The sequence below is a fragment of the Streptomyces sp. MNU89 genome (genome assembly GCF_020982505.1).
Classification (GTDB): domain Bacteria; phylum Actinomycetota; class Actinomycetes; order Streptomycetales; family Streptomycetaceae; genus Streptomyces; species Streptomyces xinghaiensis.
Window position 1 is genome coordinate 6,901,145 of the sequence record NZ_JAJKLL010000001.1, and the last position, 16,103, is coordinate 6,917,247.

The 16,103-nt window shown below is 73.9% G+C and carries 14 protein-coding genes and 1 pseudogene; 5 read left to right on the top strand and 10 right to left on the bottom strand.

All coding sequences use genetic code 11. The annotated features are described in order from the left end of the window. Window positions 1-105: 105 nt before the first annotated feature. Both E4N63_RS29660 and E4N63_RS29665 read left to right on the top strand, forming a co-directional pair. Window positions 106-1,122 carry a LysR family transcriptional regulator gene (locus E4N63_RS29660; RefSeq protein WP_230242184.1) on the top strand — a complete coding sequence of 339 codons (1,017 nt, stop codon included), beginning with the start codon at window positions 106-108 and terminating at the stop codon, window positions 1,120-1,122. Window positions 1,123-1,241: 119 nt separating this feature from the next. Further along, window positions 1,242-1,460: a DUF5133 domain-containing protein gene (locus E4N63_RS29665; protein WP_125626084.1), complete on the top strand. Its 219-nt coding sequence runs from the start codon at window positions 1,242-1,244 to the stop codon at window positions 1,458-1,460. Between the two features lie 51 nt (window positions 1,461-1,511). Here E4N63_RS29665 and E4N63_RS29670 read toward each other — a convergent pair. Together E4N63_RS29670 and E4N63_RS29675 are read right to left on the bottom strand one after the other, a co-directional pair. Next, a pseudogene (locus tag E4N63_RS29670) lies at window positions 1,512-2,291 on the bottom strand (SGNH/GDSL hydrolase family protein); the annotation flags it as partial. A gap of 561 nt (window positions 2,292-2,852) precedes the next feature. Then, window positions 2,853-3,722 (bottom strand): alpha/beta fold hydrolase, encoded by an 870-nt coding sequence (locus tag E4N63_RS29675; RefSeq protein ID WP_230242186.1) that lies wholly within the window; start codon window positions 3,720-3,722, stop codon window positions 2,853-2,855. Window positions 3,723-3,994: 272 nt separating this feature from the next. Here E4N63_RS29675 and E4N63_RS29680 point away from each other — a divergent pair, with 272 nt between their 5' ends. After that, window positions 3,995-4,153, top strand: a complete 159-nt coding sequence (locus E4N63_RS29680; RefSeq protein ID WP_185831348.1) for a hypothetical protein — start codon at window positions 3,995-3,997, stop codon at window positions 4,151-4,153. 68 nt (window positions 4,154-4,221) lie between these two features. Here the strand turns inward: E4N63_RS29680 and E4N63_RS29685 are convergent, their stop codons facing one another. The 7 genes from E4N63_RS29685 to E4N63_RS29715 form a co-directional block, all read right to left on the bottom strand. Next, a complete protein-coding gene (locus E4N63_RS29685; protein WP_221772670.1) occupies window positions 4,222-5,517 on the bottom strand; it encodes a sodium:proton antiporter in 1,296 nt (431 codons plus the stop codon). A 133-nt stretch (window positions 5,518-5,650) separates the two neighbouring features. Next, on the bottom strand, window positions 5,651-6,007 hold the full coding sequence (mnhG, locus tag E4N63_RS29690) for a monovalent cation/H(+) antiporter subunit G (RefSeq protein ID WP_230242188.1): 357 nt from the start codon (window positions 6,005-6,007) through the stop codon (window positions 5,651-5,653). After that, complete coding sequence (locus tag E4N63_RS29695) at window positions 6,004-6,270, bottom strand: monovalent cation/H+ antiporter complex subunit F (protein WP_230242189.1); 267 nt, start codon at window positions 6,268-6,270, stop codon at window positions 6,004-6,006. Before E4N63_RS29695 ends, mnhG begins: the two co-directional genes overlap by 4 nt. After that, window positions 6,267-6,830, bottom strand: coding sequence for a Na+/H+ antiporter subunit E (locus E4N63_RS29700; RefSeq protein ID WP_230242190.1), 564 nt, complete (start codon window positions 6,828-6,830; stop codon window positions 6,267-6,269). The genes E4N63_RS29695 and E4N63_RS29700 overlap by 4 nt, the downstream gene beginning before the upstream one ends. Beyond that, a complete protein-coding gene (locus E4N63_RS29705) occupies window positions 6,827-8,347 on the bottom strand; it encodes a Na+/H+ antiporter subunit D (protein ID WP_125626077.1) in 1,521 nt (506 codons plus the stop codon). The genes E4N63_RS29700 and E4N63_RS29705 overlap by 4 nt, the downstream gene beginning before the upstream one ends. Next, window positions 8,344-8,820, bottom strand: coding sequence for a Na(+)/H(+) antiporter subunit C (locus tag E4N63_RS29710; RefSeq protein WP_125626076.1), 477 nt, complete (start codon window positions 8,818-8,820; stop codon window positions 8,344-8,346). The genes E4N63_RS29705 and E4N63_RS29710 overlap by 4 nt, the downstream gene beginning before the upstream one ends. Further along, a complete protein-coding gene (locus E4N63_RS29715; RefSeq protein ID WP_230242191.1) occupies window positions 8,817-11,720 on the bottom strand; it encodes a Na+/H+ antiporter subunit A in 2,904 nt (967 codons plus the stop codon). The genes E4N63_RS29710 and E4N63_RS29715 overlap by 4 nt, the downstream gene beginning before the upstream one ends. Before the next feature lie 712 nt (window positions 11,721-12,432). On the opposite strand from E4N63_RS29715, the gene E4N63_RS29720 reads away from it, so the two are divergent. Beyond that, complete coding sequence (locus E4N63_RS29720) at window positions 12,433-13,638, top strand: right-handed parallel beta-helix repeat-containing protein (protein WP_230242192.1); 1,206 nt, start codon at window positions 12,433-12,435, stop codon at window positions 13,636-13,638. 245 nt (window positions 13,639-13,883) lie between these two features. Continuing rightward, window positions 13,884-14,678, top strand: coding sequence for an SDR family NAD(P)-dependent oxidoreductase (locus E4N63_RS29725; protein WP_230242193.1), 795 nt, complete (start codon window positions 13,884-13,886; stop codon window positions 14,676-14,678). A 150-nt stretch (window positions 14,679-14,828) separates the two neighbouring features. Here the strand turns inward: E4N63_RS29725 and E4N63_RS29730 are convergent, their stop codons facing one another. After that, complete coding sequence (locus E4N63_RS29730) at window positions 14,829-16,055, bottom strand: sorbosone dehydrogenase family protein (RefSeq protein ID WP_125624071.1); 1,227 nt, start codon at window positions 16,053-16,055, stop codon at window positions 14,829-14,831. Window positions 16,056-16,103 lie beyond the last annotated feature (48 nt).

Genomic DNA, 16,103 nt, shown 5'->3' on the forward strand with positions numbered 1-16,103 from the left:
GCGGGGCGGGTTGCCGCCCGGGGCCCGGAACCATCGTCGGGCGGGGCAACTCCCAAGTCAATCCTAGGGTTTCCTTGGAGAGGTCCCAGGTCTAGCTTGGGTGGTGTGACGCTCGACGACCTCCGCACCTTCGTCGCGGTCTGCGAGGCGGGCAGCCTCAGTGCCGTGGCCCGCGAACAGCGCCGCACGCAGCCGGCGGTGAGCCAGCACGTCAGACGGCTGGAACGGGAGCTGGGGCTCGGCCTGCTGGAGCGCCGTCCGCGCGGCGTCACCCCCACCCACGCCGGGCGCATCCTCTACGCGGCCGCCGCCGAGGGCATCGGGGGCATCGACCTGGCGCTGCGCCGGCTCCGCGAACTGCTGGACGGGGAGACGGGCTCGCTGCGGATCACCACCGGCGCGACCACCGTCCGGCACTTCATGGCCGAGGCCGTCGTGGCCTACCGGGAGCGCTATCCGGGGGTCAGCCTGGAGTTCCAGACCGAGAACTCCAGCCGCGGCTGTTTCGCCGCCCTGGCGGCGGACGACGCCGATCTGGCGTGGATCACCATCGGTCCCCCCGTGCGCGGCATCGAGCAGCGGCCCGTCGCCGAACTCCCCTGGGTGCTGGCCGTCCGGGACGAGGACCCGCTGGCCGAGAAGAGTGCCGTCGGCCCGGGCGACCTGGCGGGCATCCAGCACATCCGGCTCCCCGGGAACTCCACCTCCGGCTCCCGGCTGGACAGCCAACTGCCCCGGCTCGGCGTGCCGTCGGCCTCCGCGACCAGCGTGGCCGACTGGGACACGGCCGTCCTCCTGGCCGAACTGGGGCTCGGCCACGCGCTGGTGCCGGCGATGCCCGGCCCGCCGCCCCGGGCGCGTCCGCCTCGTCCCCGTCCCGGCGCTGCCCCGCTGTGGGTCGGCTGGGCCGTGCGGCAGTGGGAGGCCCTGAGCCCGCTCGCGCGCGCCTTCGCCGATGCCGTGGACCGCAGCCTGGCGGAACGGTCCGGGCCGGCCCCGGGCGAGGGGAGGGCGCGGGGCGGGAGGACCTCCCGGGCGCCGGTGCCGCCCGCCGTCGCGAAACAGAGGCGTTACGCGCAGGGGGGTTCGGTGAGGGGACCGGCTGAGGTAACGTCCGTATAACAGCACCGCATGCGGCCCGCTTCCGGTGGGCAACCGGTGTGTGCACGGGGGTAGGGGCGTTCGGAGTGCCGACCGCCTTGCTCGTCCCTTGTCCCGAGAAGGTGTGGAGGAGATGCCGGATGCTGATGGCGCACCCGACCGTGCTGCGGAATCTGCTCGAACACTACGAAGCCCTGCGGGCGCTGGCGAAGGAGCAGGTCGTCGCTCCGCACATCCATCGTCAGATGCAGGACACCGCCTACACGCTGTGCGTCTCCACCGGGGCCCGTGACATCGACCAGGCCCTGGCGGAGGCCCGCCGCCGGCTCGACGACGAACTCGCCGCTGCCGCCAGGTGACCAGATCCCCGGTCACCGCTCCGGCGGCCGGCCGCGTCCGCCGGGTCAGGAGCCGGAGACGCCCGGGGTGAGGAACCCGGTCAGCGCCGGGTACCAGCGGGAAGCGATCTTGTTGTCGCCGGAGGAGCTGGGGTGCACGCCGTCATAGGTGTCGGCCCCGGTGTCGAAACCGGTCCACTGGTCCACCGCGACCACGGGCGACTCCGGGGTGCTGATACCCGAAGCCCACTGCGGGATACGGTCGTTGAGGTCCCGCACCCGCTGGGCGCACTCGGGGCAGCTGCTCGGGTCCATCGGGATGATCTGGGCGACGAGCACCTTCATCCCCGGGTTGCTCTCCCGCATCTGCCGGACGAGCTCGGTGTACGCGGCCAGGATGCGGTCGGGAGCGATGTTGCTCCAGACGTCGTTGGTGCCGAAGTGCATCATCACGATGTCCGGCCGGGTCGCGGAGAGCCAGCCGGGCAGCTGGTTCCCGTCGGCGACCCGGGTGACCAGGGCCCCGCCGTGTCCCTCGTTCTCCCCGTCGTAGGGCTGCCCGCAGCCCTGGGGGCCGAGCGTGCCCACGAAGTCGACCGAGGTGTGGCCGGTGTCCTGCAGCCGGTTCCAGAGGACGGAGCGCCAGCAGCCGGGCGAGCCGGTGATGGAGTCGCCCAGCGGCATGATCCTGGTGGCGGCGGCCGCCGTCTCCCCGCCCGCGGGGGCCGGGGACGACGCGGCGGCCGCGTCCGCGGATGCGGCGGAGGCCGCGGCGCCGGCCGGCGGGGTGAGGACGAGCGCGAGGGCCAGGGCCGACCCGGCCACGACCGCCCGGAGGGGGGTTCTGCGCATGGTGGTGGTGCCTCCTGCTGTTCCGTGGGGGACGGTGCGGAACGGGCGGGGCGTCCGGTGCGGTTCCGCCCGGGAACCGTGCCGGGCCGCGTGCCGCGCCTCGGGCACGAGCGCGCGCGGGACGCGCGAGGAGGCCGCGCGCCCCGCGGTGCGGTGAACTCCGGTCGAACCGCCTGACGGTCGGGGGCGGACCGTCAGGCGGAGTACGGTGAGGGGTGGTGGGAGCGCTCCCATGGTTGAGGGTCATGACAACCTTGTCAACCCCCTCGGTGTGAGCGGCGGGCGCGGCGGGTGTGACGCGCGGGGGCGGACTCCCGGGCGGCGCACCGTCCCTGACGGGAACTCACCGGGGGCAGCCCCGCCGCACACCTGTCCGGGAACCGGCGCGGCTCTCCGGCTCCACCGCGTCATGGCGTTCAGCGGTCCGACCGTGAGCACCGCAGCGCGCCCGGCGGAACACCTGCCGGGCGGGCGCCGAGGGCACCAAGCCCCCGGGCGGCCGGCCCTTCGGACCGCGGAAGTGCGGGCACCGCGCACGGGCCGGGGCGCGGTCGCGGTCTCTCAGCCGGACCGCCCGGTGAAGAAGCCCGCCAGGGCGGAGGCGAGCGCCTCCGGGGCCTCTTCGGCCATGTGGTGCCCGGAGTCGATGCCGTGGCCGCGCACGTCCGCCGCCCAGTGCCGCCAGATCTCCAGCGGGTCTCCGTAGAGGTCTTCGAGGTCGTCCCGGAGCGACCACAGGATGAGCGCCGGGCACCGGATCCGCAGCCCGGCGGCACGGTCCTCCTCCTCGTGCCGCCGGTCGATGGTGAGGCCGGCGCGGTAGTCCTCCAGCATGGCCCGCACCACGCCGGGATTTCCGGTGGCCGCGCGCCACTCCTCGTAGTTCTCCTGCCCCATGCTCTGCGGATCGCCCCGGTACCAGCTCTCCGGGTCGGCGTTGATGACCCGCTCGGGCACCTCCGGCTGGGCGAAGAAGAACCAGTGCCACCACTGCGTGGCGAACTCGGTCGTGATGCGTGACAGGTGTTCGCTGATGGGCAGGCAGTCGATCAGGGCCGCCCGCGAGACCGCTGCAGGATGATCGAGCGCGAGGCGCAGCGCGACAGCGCCTCCGCGGTCGTGCCCGGCGAGCGCGAAACGGGCATGGCCGAGCGAGCGCATCACCGCGACCACATCAGCGGCGACGGCCCGCTTGGAGTACCCGGCATGGTCAGCGGTGGGCTCCGGACCGGTGGACCGGCCGTACCCCCGAAGATCGGGACAGACGACGGTGAAACCGCGGCGGACGAGAAGCGGGGCCACGCGATGCCAGGTCGCGGAAGTCCGGGGATGGCCGTGCAGCAGCACCACGGGCGGGCCCTCCCCGCCGTGTCGGACGAACACCGATGCCTCACCGGCCCGCACCCGGGTGGCCTCGAAGTCCTCGAACACGGCCCTCACCTCCCGCCCTCGTCGATATCCCGCCCGCTGCGTCCGTCGGCGGGGCAACCCCACACGCTCCGTCGGCGCGGCCGGACCGGCACAGCCCTCCTTCTGCCCCGCCCCGGCGCCGGGAACACGGCCGGCCCGCGTGGCGCCCACGTCATCACCCGCGTCGCGGCCCGGCCCGTCCGGCGCCCGGCCCACCGCACCCGGGCCCCTCCCTACGGCTCCGGGCCCAGGACCGCAGACCGGCACGCCTCCAGGGCCGCTGATCCGGCGTCATGCCCGTGAACGACGCCGGCTCCCTGGACGAAGCGCTGGAACGACTGCACGCCACCGGCCCCGAACGGGCCGGACGGCTGAGCAGCCACGCCCCGATGGCCGTCGAAGCCCTCGCCGCCGCGCCGCGGACGATCGAACTCAGCGAACCGATGAGCTGACGGGCCGGCCGCATCCGCGACGGGGCCCCTGACGTCCCCCGGGCCGGGGCGAGGGGATCGGCGGGGGCTCAGCTCTCCGCCGTGCCGCCGCCCGCCGCCCGGTCGTCGCCGCCGGTCCCGGTCCGCGGTTTCTCCGTCCGCTCCGCTTCCCGTCCCTCCGGGCGCTCCTCGGTCTCCCGGCTCTCCTCGGGATCCTGCCAGTTGGGCGTCTCCTCCGGTTCGTCGAAGGAGCGCGCGACCACGATGTCGGTGGAGGAGTGGGCGAGGATCGAGAGCACGATGGTGAGGGCCACCAGGTGGAAGACGAGATCGGCCTCGGCAATCCCGGACTTGAGCACCAGCAGCGCGTAGACCACCGAGGCGAAGCCCTTGGGACCGAACCACATGGCCGCCGCCTGTTCGCGCCGGCTCAGGTGGGAGCGGGCGAAGGCGATGGCCAGGGCCACCGGCCGGACCAGCACCAGGGCGAGGACGGCGAACACCCACCCGCTCCAGGAGATCTCGCCCAGGAACTCCACCGAGATCAGCGCGCCGAAGACCAGCAGGGCGGCCAGTTTCAGCAGTTCGGCGACGAGCTCGCCGAACTCGTCGAAGGCCTTCCGCTGCCGGGGGCCGAAGGTGGCCACGGTCACGCCCGCGGCGAACGCGGCCAGGAAGAGGTTGGCGTGCAGGACCTGCCCCAGCCCGAGCACGACCAGGCCGATGGCGAAGGCGTTGAGCGGTTCGTAGGCGGCCGAGGCGGCGAAGAAACGTGTCTGCTCCAGCTTGATGGCCAGCCAGGGAACGGCGACGCCGATGAGGACGCCCAGGGCTAGTTCGGTCGCCAGTTCGTCCAGGTGGAGATCGCCGGAGCCCTCGGAGATGCCGAGGAAGAGGATGACGAACGGCAGCGCCAGCCCGTCGTTGATGCCCGACTCGACGTTCAGCAGATGCCGGAGCCGCCCGGGGACCCGCTTGTTGCCGACGAGCGCGGCGGCGAAGACCGGGTCGGTGGGGGCCAGGATCGCGCCGAGCAGCAGGGCCTCGGGCCAGTCCAGGCCCACGATGTAGTGGGCGAGGAGGGCGGTGAGGGCGAGAGTCAGCGGCAGGCCCCAGCCCAGGGCCCGGCCGGGCAGCCGCCAGGCGGACCGCAGATCGGTCCAGCCCACCCGCATGCCGTCGGTGAACAGCACCGCGAAGAGGGCCAGTTCGGCGAAGTGCTCGACCAGCGCGGAGTCTGCCGTCAGCTGGAGCGCACCGGTGGTCTCCTTGCCCAGGAGGAAGCCGGCGATCAGGAACAGCGCGGCGGTGGACAGGATGGTGCGGTGCGCCAGGCTGGACACCAGCACGGCGATCAGCAGCACCACGGCGAAGGCGAGCAGCACGGCACCCACTCCTTGATCGGCTCGGCGCGGATCAGCGTACCGCCGGGAGGAGCGGCGGCCCGGAGCGGGTCCGGCGACGGTCCGGTACGGGCGCGGCCGCTGGGTCGCCTTCCGCGGACGCGGGGCGCGGCGGTCAGTCCGGCGACCCGGCCTCCTCCCGTTCCAGCCGCCGGCCGAGTTCGTCCACGACCAGGTGGCCCCGGCGCACGGCTCCCGTGCGGTAGGCGGTGCGGCCGACGATCTGCCCGGTCACCGGCACGGTGACCAGCTGGAAGAGGGCGAGCAGCAGAAGGATTAGGCCGTACTTCACGGGCACCTGGAGGGCGGTTCCCAGCAGGATGAGCAGCAGGCCCAGGGTCTGGGTCTTGGACGCCGCGTGCAGCCGGGAGGCGGTGTCCGCGAACCGCAGCAGCCCGATCGCGCCGAGGAGGGAGAAGGCGGCGCCGGACAGCAGGAAGACGGCGGAGAGGATGGCGAGGACGGTGCTCACCGCATCCCCTCCCGCCGCTCGATCAGATGGGCCGCGGTGACCGATCCGATGAAGGCCAGGATGGCCAGTACCAGGATGACGGGGAGGAAGGAGCCCTCCTTCCGGGCCGCGACCCCCAGGGCCGCGCCCGCGACGATCAGCGACAGCAGGACGTCCAGGGCCACGATGCGGTCGAGCGCGACGGGGCCGCGGAGCAGCCGGACGAGGACCAGCAGCGCGGCGGCCGACAGCAGGGCCGTGGTGACGGTGTACACCGTGGTCATGACGCCCCCTCAGCCGGTCGCGGCCCGTCGTCGGGGCCGGCCGCCCCGGCCCGTGCCAGCGCCCAGGTCACATGGCGCTCGGCCCGCAGCACCTCGCGCCGCCGCCGCTCGGCCTGGCGCGGACTGCCGGCGGGCAGCGCGTGGACGTACAGCAGTCGGCGGTCGCGGTCGATTTCCAGGACGAGGGTGCCGGGCGTCAGCGTGGTCAGGGTGGCCGTCGCGGCGATCAGCAGGTCGGTGTCGGCCCGGAGCGGTACCTCCACGACCGCCGCCCTGGTGCGCGGACCGTGCCGGAGGGCCTGCCAGGCCACGGTGATCCCGGACTGGAGGAGGTCGGCGAGCATGAAACCGAGCAGGAGCACCAGCCGCCACGGCCGGACGGCGACCCGGGGGAGCAGCGGCGGACGGGCGAAGCCGCGCACGACCGCGGCGGCCAGCGGCACACCGCTGAGCAGGACCGCCGGCCGGGGCGATCCCCAGAGGATCGTCCACAGCGCCAGCAGCCAGCAGAACAGTGGCAGATGGTCCCGGGTGCGGTACAGGAAGCGTGGGACGGTCAAGGCTTCGCCTCCGTGACGAGTACGGCGGACCGGTAGGGGTCCCGGTGCAAGAGGTCCTCGGCGGCCCGTTCGCTGATCCGTGCGAGCGGGCCGGCGAGCACGACGAGGGTCACCCCGGCCAGGGCCATGCCCGCGGTGGTGGCCGCCATCAGCCGGGCCGGCCGGCGCGGGGCGTCCGGCGCCGGGGGAGTGCGCGGGTCCGGCCGGGGCGCCCCGGAGAAGGCGCTGCGGCCGAGGCGCGCCATCGCCGCCAGAGTGAGCAGGCTGGTCAGCAGCGCGGCGGCGACCAGCACGTATGCGGCGGCGCCCCCGTCCGCGGCCCCGGCCCGCAGCAGCGCCAGCTTGGCCACGAATCCCGACAGCGGCGGGATGCCGGACAGGCTCAGCGCCGGCACGAGGAACAGCAGGGCGAGCAGCGCCGGCGGGGGAGCGCGGCCCTCCATCCGGCGCAGGGCCGGGGTGCCCGCCCCCCGCACGATCAGCCCGGCGACCAGGAACAGCGTCGCCTGGACGACGATGTGGTGGACGATGTACAGGATCGTGCCGGTCAGCCCGGCGACGTCGAACAGCGCCAGCCCGAACAGCATGAAGCCGATGTGGCTGACCAGGGTGAAGGACAGCAGCCGGTTGATGTCGTCCTGGGCCAGCGCGCCCAGGATGCCCAGCAGCATGGTGGCGACCGCGAGAACGGCCAGCAGAACCCAGGTCTCCTCCCGGGGGAACAGCAGGGTCTGGGTGCGCACCATCGCGTACACCCCGACCTTGGTGAGCAGCGCCGCGAAGACCGCCGTGATCGGCGCGGGAGCCGTGGGATAGCTGTCCGGCAGCCAGAAGTGCAGCGGCACCATGGCCGATTTGACGCCGAAGACCACGAGCAGCAGCAGGCCGAGGGCGCTCCGCAGCCCGTCGGGGAGCGCGGCCGTCCGCTCGCCGAGCTGAGCCAGGTTCACGGTGCCGGTGGCCGCGTAGACCAGGGCGATCGCCGTGATGAACAGCAGTGAGGACGTCAGGCTGACGAGGACGTACGTCATGCCGGCCCGGGTCCGCTGCGTCCCGGCGTTCAGCGTGATCAGCACGTACGAGGCGCCGAGCATCACCTCGAAGGCCACGAACAGGTTGAACAGGTCCCCGGTGAGGAAGGCCAGCCCCACCCCGCCGGCCAGCAGCAGGTACGCCGGATGGAACGCGGTCGCCACCCGGCCGCGCCGCTCGGCCGTGCCCTGGCCCATGGAGAAGAGCAGGACGGCGAGCGCGACCAGCAGCGAGACGGTCAGCAGCAGCGCCGACAGGCGGTCCGCCACCAGGGTGATGCCCGCGGGCGCCTCCCAGCCGCCCACCGGCAGCACCAGGGGACCCCGCCGGTCGGCCAGGACCAGCAGCAGGAAGGCGACGGTGAGGACGGTGACGAGCACCGCGGTGCTCAGCGACCGCTGGGCCCACAGGTGGCGCCGCAGGGCGATGGACAGCCCCGCCGCCAGGAGCGGCAGGATCACCGGCAGGGCGAGCAGCAGGTTCATCGGTTCTCCTCCGGCGGGGCATGCGCAGCGTCGTCCGAGTCGTCCGTGCCCTCCGGTTCGCCCGCCTCGACGGACCGTGCCCCGGTTCCCCGTTCCGCCGACTCGGCGCGTTCCCGGGCGGTGCCGATCCGCCGGTCCTCCACGTCGTCCCGTACCTCGTCGTGACCGGTCAGCCACCAGGACCGGTAGGCCAGGGCGAGCAGGAAGGCCGTGAGCCCGAAGGTGATCACGACGGAGGTGAGCGCCATGGCCTGGGGCAGCGGATCGGCGTACCGGCCGGGTTCCGCGGTGCCCCCGCCCGTCAAGGGGGGGTCTCCCGGGCGTCCCGCCGAGAGCAGCAGCAGATTCGTGCCGTGTCCCAGGAGGACGAAGCCGAGCACGATCCGTATCAGCGACCGCTGCATCATCAGCAGGAAGCCCACGGCGTACAGACCGCCGACCACGACGGCGAGGGTGATGTCGGGCGTTCTCACCGTGTGAGGTCCCCTTCCGCCGGTGTCCGTGTTCTCCGCGGGGCGGGAGCGAGGTTCGTGCCCAGGGCCGACAGCAGCTTGAGCGCGACCCCGATCACCAGCAGGTAGACGCCCATGTCGAAGAAGAGGGTGGTGGAGAACTTCAGCGTCCCGATGACAGGCAGGTGGTGTGCCTCCACCAGGACGCCCGACAGGGGCTCGGCTCCGAAGAGGGCCGGCACCAGACCGGTTCCGGCGGCCAGCGCCAGCCCTCCGCCCGCGAGCAGGCCGGGATCGACGGGTGCGGTCGTTCCCAGGCCGTCCCGGCCGCCCACGAGATAGCGCAGCACGCACGCGAGCCCCGCCACCAGGCCGCCCGAGAAGCCGCCGCCGGGGTGGGAATGTCCGGAGAACAGCAGGAACACGGAGACCACCATGAGGGAGGGGAAGGCCATCCAGGTGCTGACCTCCAGCAGCAACGAGCGCTCCCCGCCCGGCCGTTCGCTGCCGCCGGGCAGCCAGCACTCGCGCGGCTCATCCCACTGCGCCGTCGGCGAGAGGGCCGCCCGGTCGCCCGGCTCCCCGCCGGCACCGGTCGTGCCGTTCCCGGTGCGGGCGGGCCCGGCCTCGTCCCCGCCCCGCCGCCGGACCCCGGCCAGGCTCACCACGCCGAGTGCGGCGACCAGCAGCACGGCGATCTCCCCCAGGGTGTCCAGGGCCCGGAAGTCCACGACGATCGCGTTGACGGCGTTGTGGGCCCCGGTCTCCGGCAGCAGGCGGAAGTAGTCCTCCGAGACCGCCGGAGCCCGGCGGGCACCGGCGGCGGCCAGGGTGAAGACACCGACGAGGACACCGATCGCCCCGGCCAGCGCGCCCTGCAGGATCCGGGTGCGCGGAGCCGCCTTCTCGGGCGAGAAACGGGCCGGCATCCGGCGCAGCACGAACACGACGATCACCAGCGTCAGCGTCTCCACCAGGAACTGGGTGAGGGCCAGATCCGGAGCGCCGCGGAGCAGGAACAGCCCCGCCACGCCGTAGCCGACCGCCCCCACCAGCAGGACGCCGGTCAGCCGGTGCCGGGTCGCCGTCACCGCCACGGCCGCGGCCAAAATGACCAGGACGAGCGGCAACTGGACGGAAGAGGTCCACAGCCGGGTCCCGGCGGGTCCCGTGCCGGTGACGGCCAGGGCGGCTCCCGGCAGGGCCAGTACGGCGCACAGGAGCACCGCCAGGTAGACGGGGAGCGAGCCGACCTGGGTGCCGCGTGCCAGCCGCAGCGCCAGCAGGTCGGTCGCGCGGACGGTCCGCCGGTACGCGCGCTGCGAGTCCGGCAGCCGGACGAGGGTCTTCCACCACGGGCCGGTCCCGTCGGCCCGCTCGCGGTGAGCCGCGTACAGCGCGGCTCCCATCAGGAGCGTCAGCACGGACAGTCCGAGCACCGGGGTGAGGCCGTGCCAGAGGGCGAGCTCGTACGGGCCCTCCGGGCCGGCCGGGTAGCGGTCCGCGTAGGCGCGTGCGGGGGCCGCCATGCCCTGGTACCAGAGGCCCAGCACCAGTCCCGCCGCCGAGAGCAGAGCGGCCGGGGCGAGGAAGCCCCGGGCAGGCGGTTCCGGCGTACCCGGCTCCGCCCAGGGCTTGCGGGCGAAGGCCCCCCACAGGAAGCGGCCCGCGTACGCGACGGTGAGGACGGAGCCCAGGACCAGTCCGGCCAGCACCGGGAGACGGCCGCCGATCCCCGTGCCGTGCAGGAACGCCTCGTAGCCGGCCTCCTTGCCGAGGAAGCCGAGCAGCGGTGGCACGCCCGCCATGGACAGGGCGGCGAGCAGAGCCGCGGCGAAGACCCCGGGCATCCGGCGGCCCGCACCGGACAGTTCGCGCACGTCCCGGGTGCCGGCCTGGTGGTCGAGGATGCCGGTCACGAGGAAGAGCGTGGCCTTGAAGGCGGCGTGGGCGGCCAGCATCACGGCCCCGGCCATCGCGGCCGTCCGGGTGCCGGCGCCGAACAGCACCATCAGCATGCCCAGTTCACTGATGGTGCCGTAGGCGAGCAGCCTCTTCAGGTCCGTCTCCCGGAGCGCCCGCCAGGCGCCCAGGACCATGCTCACCAGCCCGACGGCGAACACCGCGGGCCGCCACGGGGGGACATCGGCGAAACCGGGCGCGAATCGTGCCACCAGGTACACCCCCGCCTTGACCATCGTGGCGGCGTGCAGATAGGCGCTCACCGGAGTGGGCGCCACCATGGCGGCGGGCAGCCAGCCGTGCAGCGGCATCTGGGCGGACTTGGCGAACGCGCCGAGGAGCAGCAGCACCATGGCCACCGTCACCGCGGCGCCGCGCGGCGGGTCGGCGAGGATGCCGGAGATCCGGTAGGTGCCCGCGGTCTCCCCGAGCACGACGAGGCCCGCCAGCAGGGCGAGCCCGCCCGCGACGGTGGTCAGCAGTGCCTGCTCCGCCGCCCGGCGGCGCTCCCGGGAACGCTCCGGGCCGGCGATGAGGAAGTAGGACGCGAGCGTGGTCAGTTCCCAGAAGACGTAGAGCACGAAGAGGTTGTCCGCGAGGACCAGGCCGGTCATGGCCCCGGCGAAGGCCAGGAGCAGCCCGGCCTCCCGGCCGGTGTCCCGTTCGGTGTAGTACGCGCTGTAGGCCAGGACCGCCGCCCCCACCCCGCTGATGACCCACACCATGAGCAGGGACAGGGCGTCGAGTCGCAGATCGAGGCTGAGCCCCAGGGAGGGCGCCCAGGCCAGGCTCTCCCGCACGGGTGCCCCGCGCAGCACGTCCGGTGCCCGGACGGCGCTCCACACCAGGGCCGCCAGGAGCGGCAGGGCCGCGATCACCCAGACGGCGCGCCCGGTGCGGCGGCCCCAGCACGGAAGCGCCGCCGCCAGCCCGGCGTGAGCGATTACGAGGACGAGCACGGCGAAGACCACTCCTCGGGTACGGCGGTCCGGTGGGTGCGCCCGGCTGCCGGGACCCGTACGGGGCCGGGTGGCGCCGGGCGGGGCAGGACGGGCGCGGGGCCTCCGGACGGTGGCCCGGAGGGCCGGACGTTCGTGGAACCGGTGGTGCGACCGCCCGTTGGTGCCATGCGCCCGTCCTCCGTTGGTGGTCTGTTGACGATGTGTCGGCGGTTCCCCCCGGCGCCGGCCTGCCCGGCGCTCCTGGTTGGGTGCCCCCGGGAGCGCGGGGGAATCCCGGTCGGACCGTGGAACAGGGGCGCTTCCGGAGGACCTCACCGGCTTCCGGTGACGGGTCGGCGGCCCGGGGCGGGCGGATCGCCGGCGGGCGGACCGACCTCCGCCCGGGGACACCGTAAGACGGGGACCGGTGCGCCCGGGGGGCACGGCGGTTCACGGCGCGGCGCGGAGCGCTTCCGTCCCCGGTACGGGCGGACGAGGGTAGTAAACGCTTTCTGTCCTCCTGTCCCGCCCGGGGAGGAGCCTCCTGGGTGCGGGGGGACATCAGGCACATATCCGGAAAGCCTCGTCAACTGCGCGGCCGATAGGGCTGATTGACGCTCCGGTGTCCGCTTGCTACGTTCCGGGGCGGCGTGAAAGCGCTTCCTCGGCCCCACGCCGACGCTCTCTCACCCCCCACCCATCTCTCACCCGCTCCGAAAGGAGACGAGGTATGTCTTCCACACCGCGAGGACGACGCGGAACAGCTCTGGCCGCCGCCGGAACGGCCCTGGCCGGACTGGTCAGCCTGCTGCTGGCCGCACCCGGACAGGCCCGCGAGGCCGGTGCCGCCGCGGCGGCGGGGAGCGCCGCCCCCGCCGCCGCTGCCGCCCCGGCCGCCGACTGCGGCACCGGCAGCTACCAGGCCGAGGCCGTCCGCAACGGCAACACCTGGACGGCTCCCGGCTACAGCGGCACCGACATGCTCTCGGCGATGCGCGCGGCCGTCGGCAGCCTGTCGCCCGGACGCACCTCCAAGCAGCGGGTCGTGGTCCGGGGCTCGGGCTCGATGAGCGCCGGCTCCCGGCTCTCGCTGCCGAGTTACACCGTGCTCGACGTCTGCGGGACCATCAACGTGACCGGCTCGGGCTCCGGCGACCAGGCCCCGGTCTACGCCCGCGGCGCCCGGGACGTGGAGGTCCAGCACCTGACCCTCACCGGCGCCCCGCTGTACGGCATCTTCATGCGGAACGTCGAGAACGTCACGCTCGGCCAGATCGACATGCGCCTCTCCGGCGGTCTGGGCATCCGCATCGACAACCACGGAGACCGCTCGGTGCGCTCCCGCAATATCCGCGTCGACAACGTCTACGTCTCCGGCACCGGCGCTCACGGCGTGGAGACCTACGGCGTGGACGGGCTCACCATCGGCACGGTCACGGCCCGCAACACCGGCTACTCCGGACTGCTGCTGAACGACACGATCAACGCCACCGTCGAGAAGGTGGACGCCGACGGCGCCGGGACCGGCACCGGCTATGCCGCCTTCCGGATGGCCAACCGCAACGGCCGGATCGGCGACAACTACCCGGTCAACGTCCGGGTGGGCCAGGTCATCGCGCGCGGCGGCGGACGCGGCGTCTTCTGCGTCTCGGAGAGCGGCGGCGCCGTCATCGACCGGGTGGACATCGCGAACACCGGGAGCAACGCCATCCTCATCGAGAACTGCTACAACGTGAACATCGCGGCCCAGAGCGGCACCGTCTCCGGGCCGGGCGACATCCGGATCGCCGCCCGATCCGAGTTCGCCAACACCCGCGACATCACCCTGCAGAACCTGACGGTCACCAACTCGGCCCTCAGGGAGAGCCCCTGCGGCTCGAACATCACCTACCGCAACCTCAACCTCGTCAACACGAGCCGGGACACCTGTTCCTAGCCGCGTCCCGGAGATCCGCGAGGGGCCGCCCGGCCGCGGGCGGCCCCTCCGCGCGCCGGGGGTCCGGCCGGGCCGGCGGGGCGGGCCGCGACGGCCCGGTGGAGCTCCGCCGCGCCGGATCGGCCGGGGCGCCGCCCCGCGCACGGGCTGCCCGTCGTACCGTCGTTCCCGCAACGCCAAGCCATTCCACCCCCGCGGACCCGGCCGCCACCGGCCGGGACGACCGCCGAGGAAGAGGAGACACCATGGACGACAAGGGCGCCGGCATCAGCGTGTTCGTCACCGGGTCGGCAGACGGCATCGGGCGCGAGACGGCGGCGACGCTGGCCGCCGCGGGACACCGGGTGGTCCTGCACGCCCGCAACGCGGTGCGCGCGGAGGAGGCCCGCGCGGCGGTGCCGCGGGCCGCCGGGGTCGTCGCCGGTGATCTCGCCTCGCTGGCGGGCACCCGGGAGCTGGCGGAGGCGGCGGCCGCGGCGGGGCCCTTCGACGTGGTGATCCACAACGCGGGTGTCGGCGGGGGAGCGGCCTGGCGCAGCGTCACCGAGGACAAGCTGGAGCGCATCTTCCAGACGAACGTGCTGGCCCCCTACCTGCTCACCGCCCTGATGCCGAGGCCCCGCCGGCTGGTCTACCTGACCTCCGGACTGGAGGCGGAGGGCACCGTCGACCTCGGCGACCTGCAGTACGAGCGCCGGCCGTGGGACGGCATGCGGGCGTACTCCGACTCCAAACTCCTCGACGTCGTCCTGGCGTTCGCGGTGGCGCGCCGCTGGCCCGGCACCCTCAGCAACGCCGTGGACCCGGGGTGGATCCGGACACGGATGGGCGGGCCGAACGCCACCGGCGGCCTGCCGGAGGGCGCGGAGACCCAGGTCTGGCTGGCCACCGGTGAGGACCCGGCGGCCAGGGTGACGGGCCGGTACTTCAAGCGGCGGCAGGAGCTGCGGGCCAACCCCGCCGCGTACGACCACGGCGTGCAGGACGGACTGCTCGCCGCCTGCGCGGAACTGACGGGGGCGGAGCTCCCGGCCGGCTGACGGCGGCGCGCGGTACGGAGGGCGGGCCCGGCCGGGCCCGCGCTCCCGGGCGGCCGGACCCCTGTGGAGCTCGTATCAAGGGTCCGGCCGCCCGGCCGCTGGGTCGTGGCGGGCCGGCCGGATCCCGGCGGCCGCTGCCGCCGCGGCGCGTCAGCGCGTCCCGAACGAGACCCGGTGCAGCCCTCCGGGAAGGTCGTTGGCGACGTACAGCTCGCCGGTCTCGTCCTCGCCGAAGCTCGTGACCTGGGTCGGGAACTCCCCGATCTCGGCGTTGGCGTAGCCGTCGGGGCCGGGCCGGATGCCCCAGACGGTGGAGGAGCAGTAGTCGGTGGCCAGGTAGGTGCCGCCGGCCAGCTCGGCGAACTCCTCGCCCCGGTAGACCGGGCCGCCGATCACGGAGCAGCCGCCGACGGAGGAGGGGTAGCTGAACACCGGGTCGGTGTAGTCGGCGTCCGGGTCGCACTGGTCCGCGTTGAGGACCTCCGGTCCCTCCATGCAGGACCAGCCGAGGTTCGCCCCGCCCTCGTCGGCGGCCAGATGGTCCACCTCCTCCCAGCTGCCCTGGCCCACGTCGCCGATCCACAGCGAGCCGTCGGCCTCGTCGAGGGAGAAGCGCCAGGGGTTGCGCAGGCCGTAGGCCCAGATCTCGGGCCGGGCGCCCGGGCGGTCCACGAAGGGGTTGTCCGCCGGTACACAGGAGGACCCCGAGCCGGCGCGGCACCCGGGGCCGACGTCCAGCCGCAGGATCTTCCCCAGCAGGGTGTCCAGGCGCTGTCCGCTGTCGAACGGGTCGCCGGAGCCGCCGCCGTCCCCGATGCTCCAGTACAGGTAGCCGTCGGGGCCGAAGGCCAGGTGGCCGCCGTTGTGGTTGGAGTACTGGGCGTGCTCCTGGGTCAGGAGCTCCTCCACGCCGCCCTCGCGGACGTCGACCCGGGCGAGGGTGACGGCGTCGTCCGAGCGGCGGGTGTAGGCGACGTAGAGGAGCTGGCTCTCCTCGAAGTCGGGCGCCGGGGCGATGCCCAGCAGTCCGCGCTCGTTGTCGTTCGCGTTGACGCGGCCGGTCAGGTCGAGCAGCGGCTCGGTGGCCAGGCCGGTGTCCGGGTGGTAGACGCGCACGGTGCCGGCCTTCTCGGTGATGAACAGCCGGCCGGTGGCGTCGTCGGGGGAGGCGATGGCGGTGGGGCGCCGCAGACCGGAGGCCACCTGGGTGGTGGTGACGGTCAGGTCCTCCAGCGGTGCCGCCTCGGCGGCGGCCGCGACGCCCGGGCCGGGGTCCCGCTCACCGAACCGTGACTCCGCCGCCCGGCTGACCGGCGCCACGGCGGCGGTCAGCGTCAGGGCGAGCAGTAACCGGCTGATCCGCTTTCCTCGGGGCATAGCGACTCCTGGGAAGAGGTGGGGGATTCCTGGTGACGGCATGCTGTC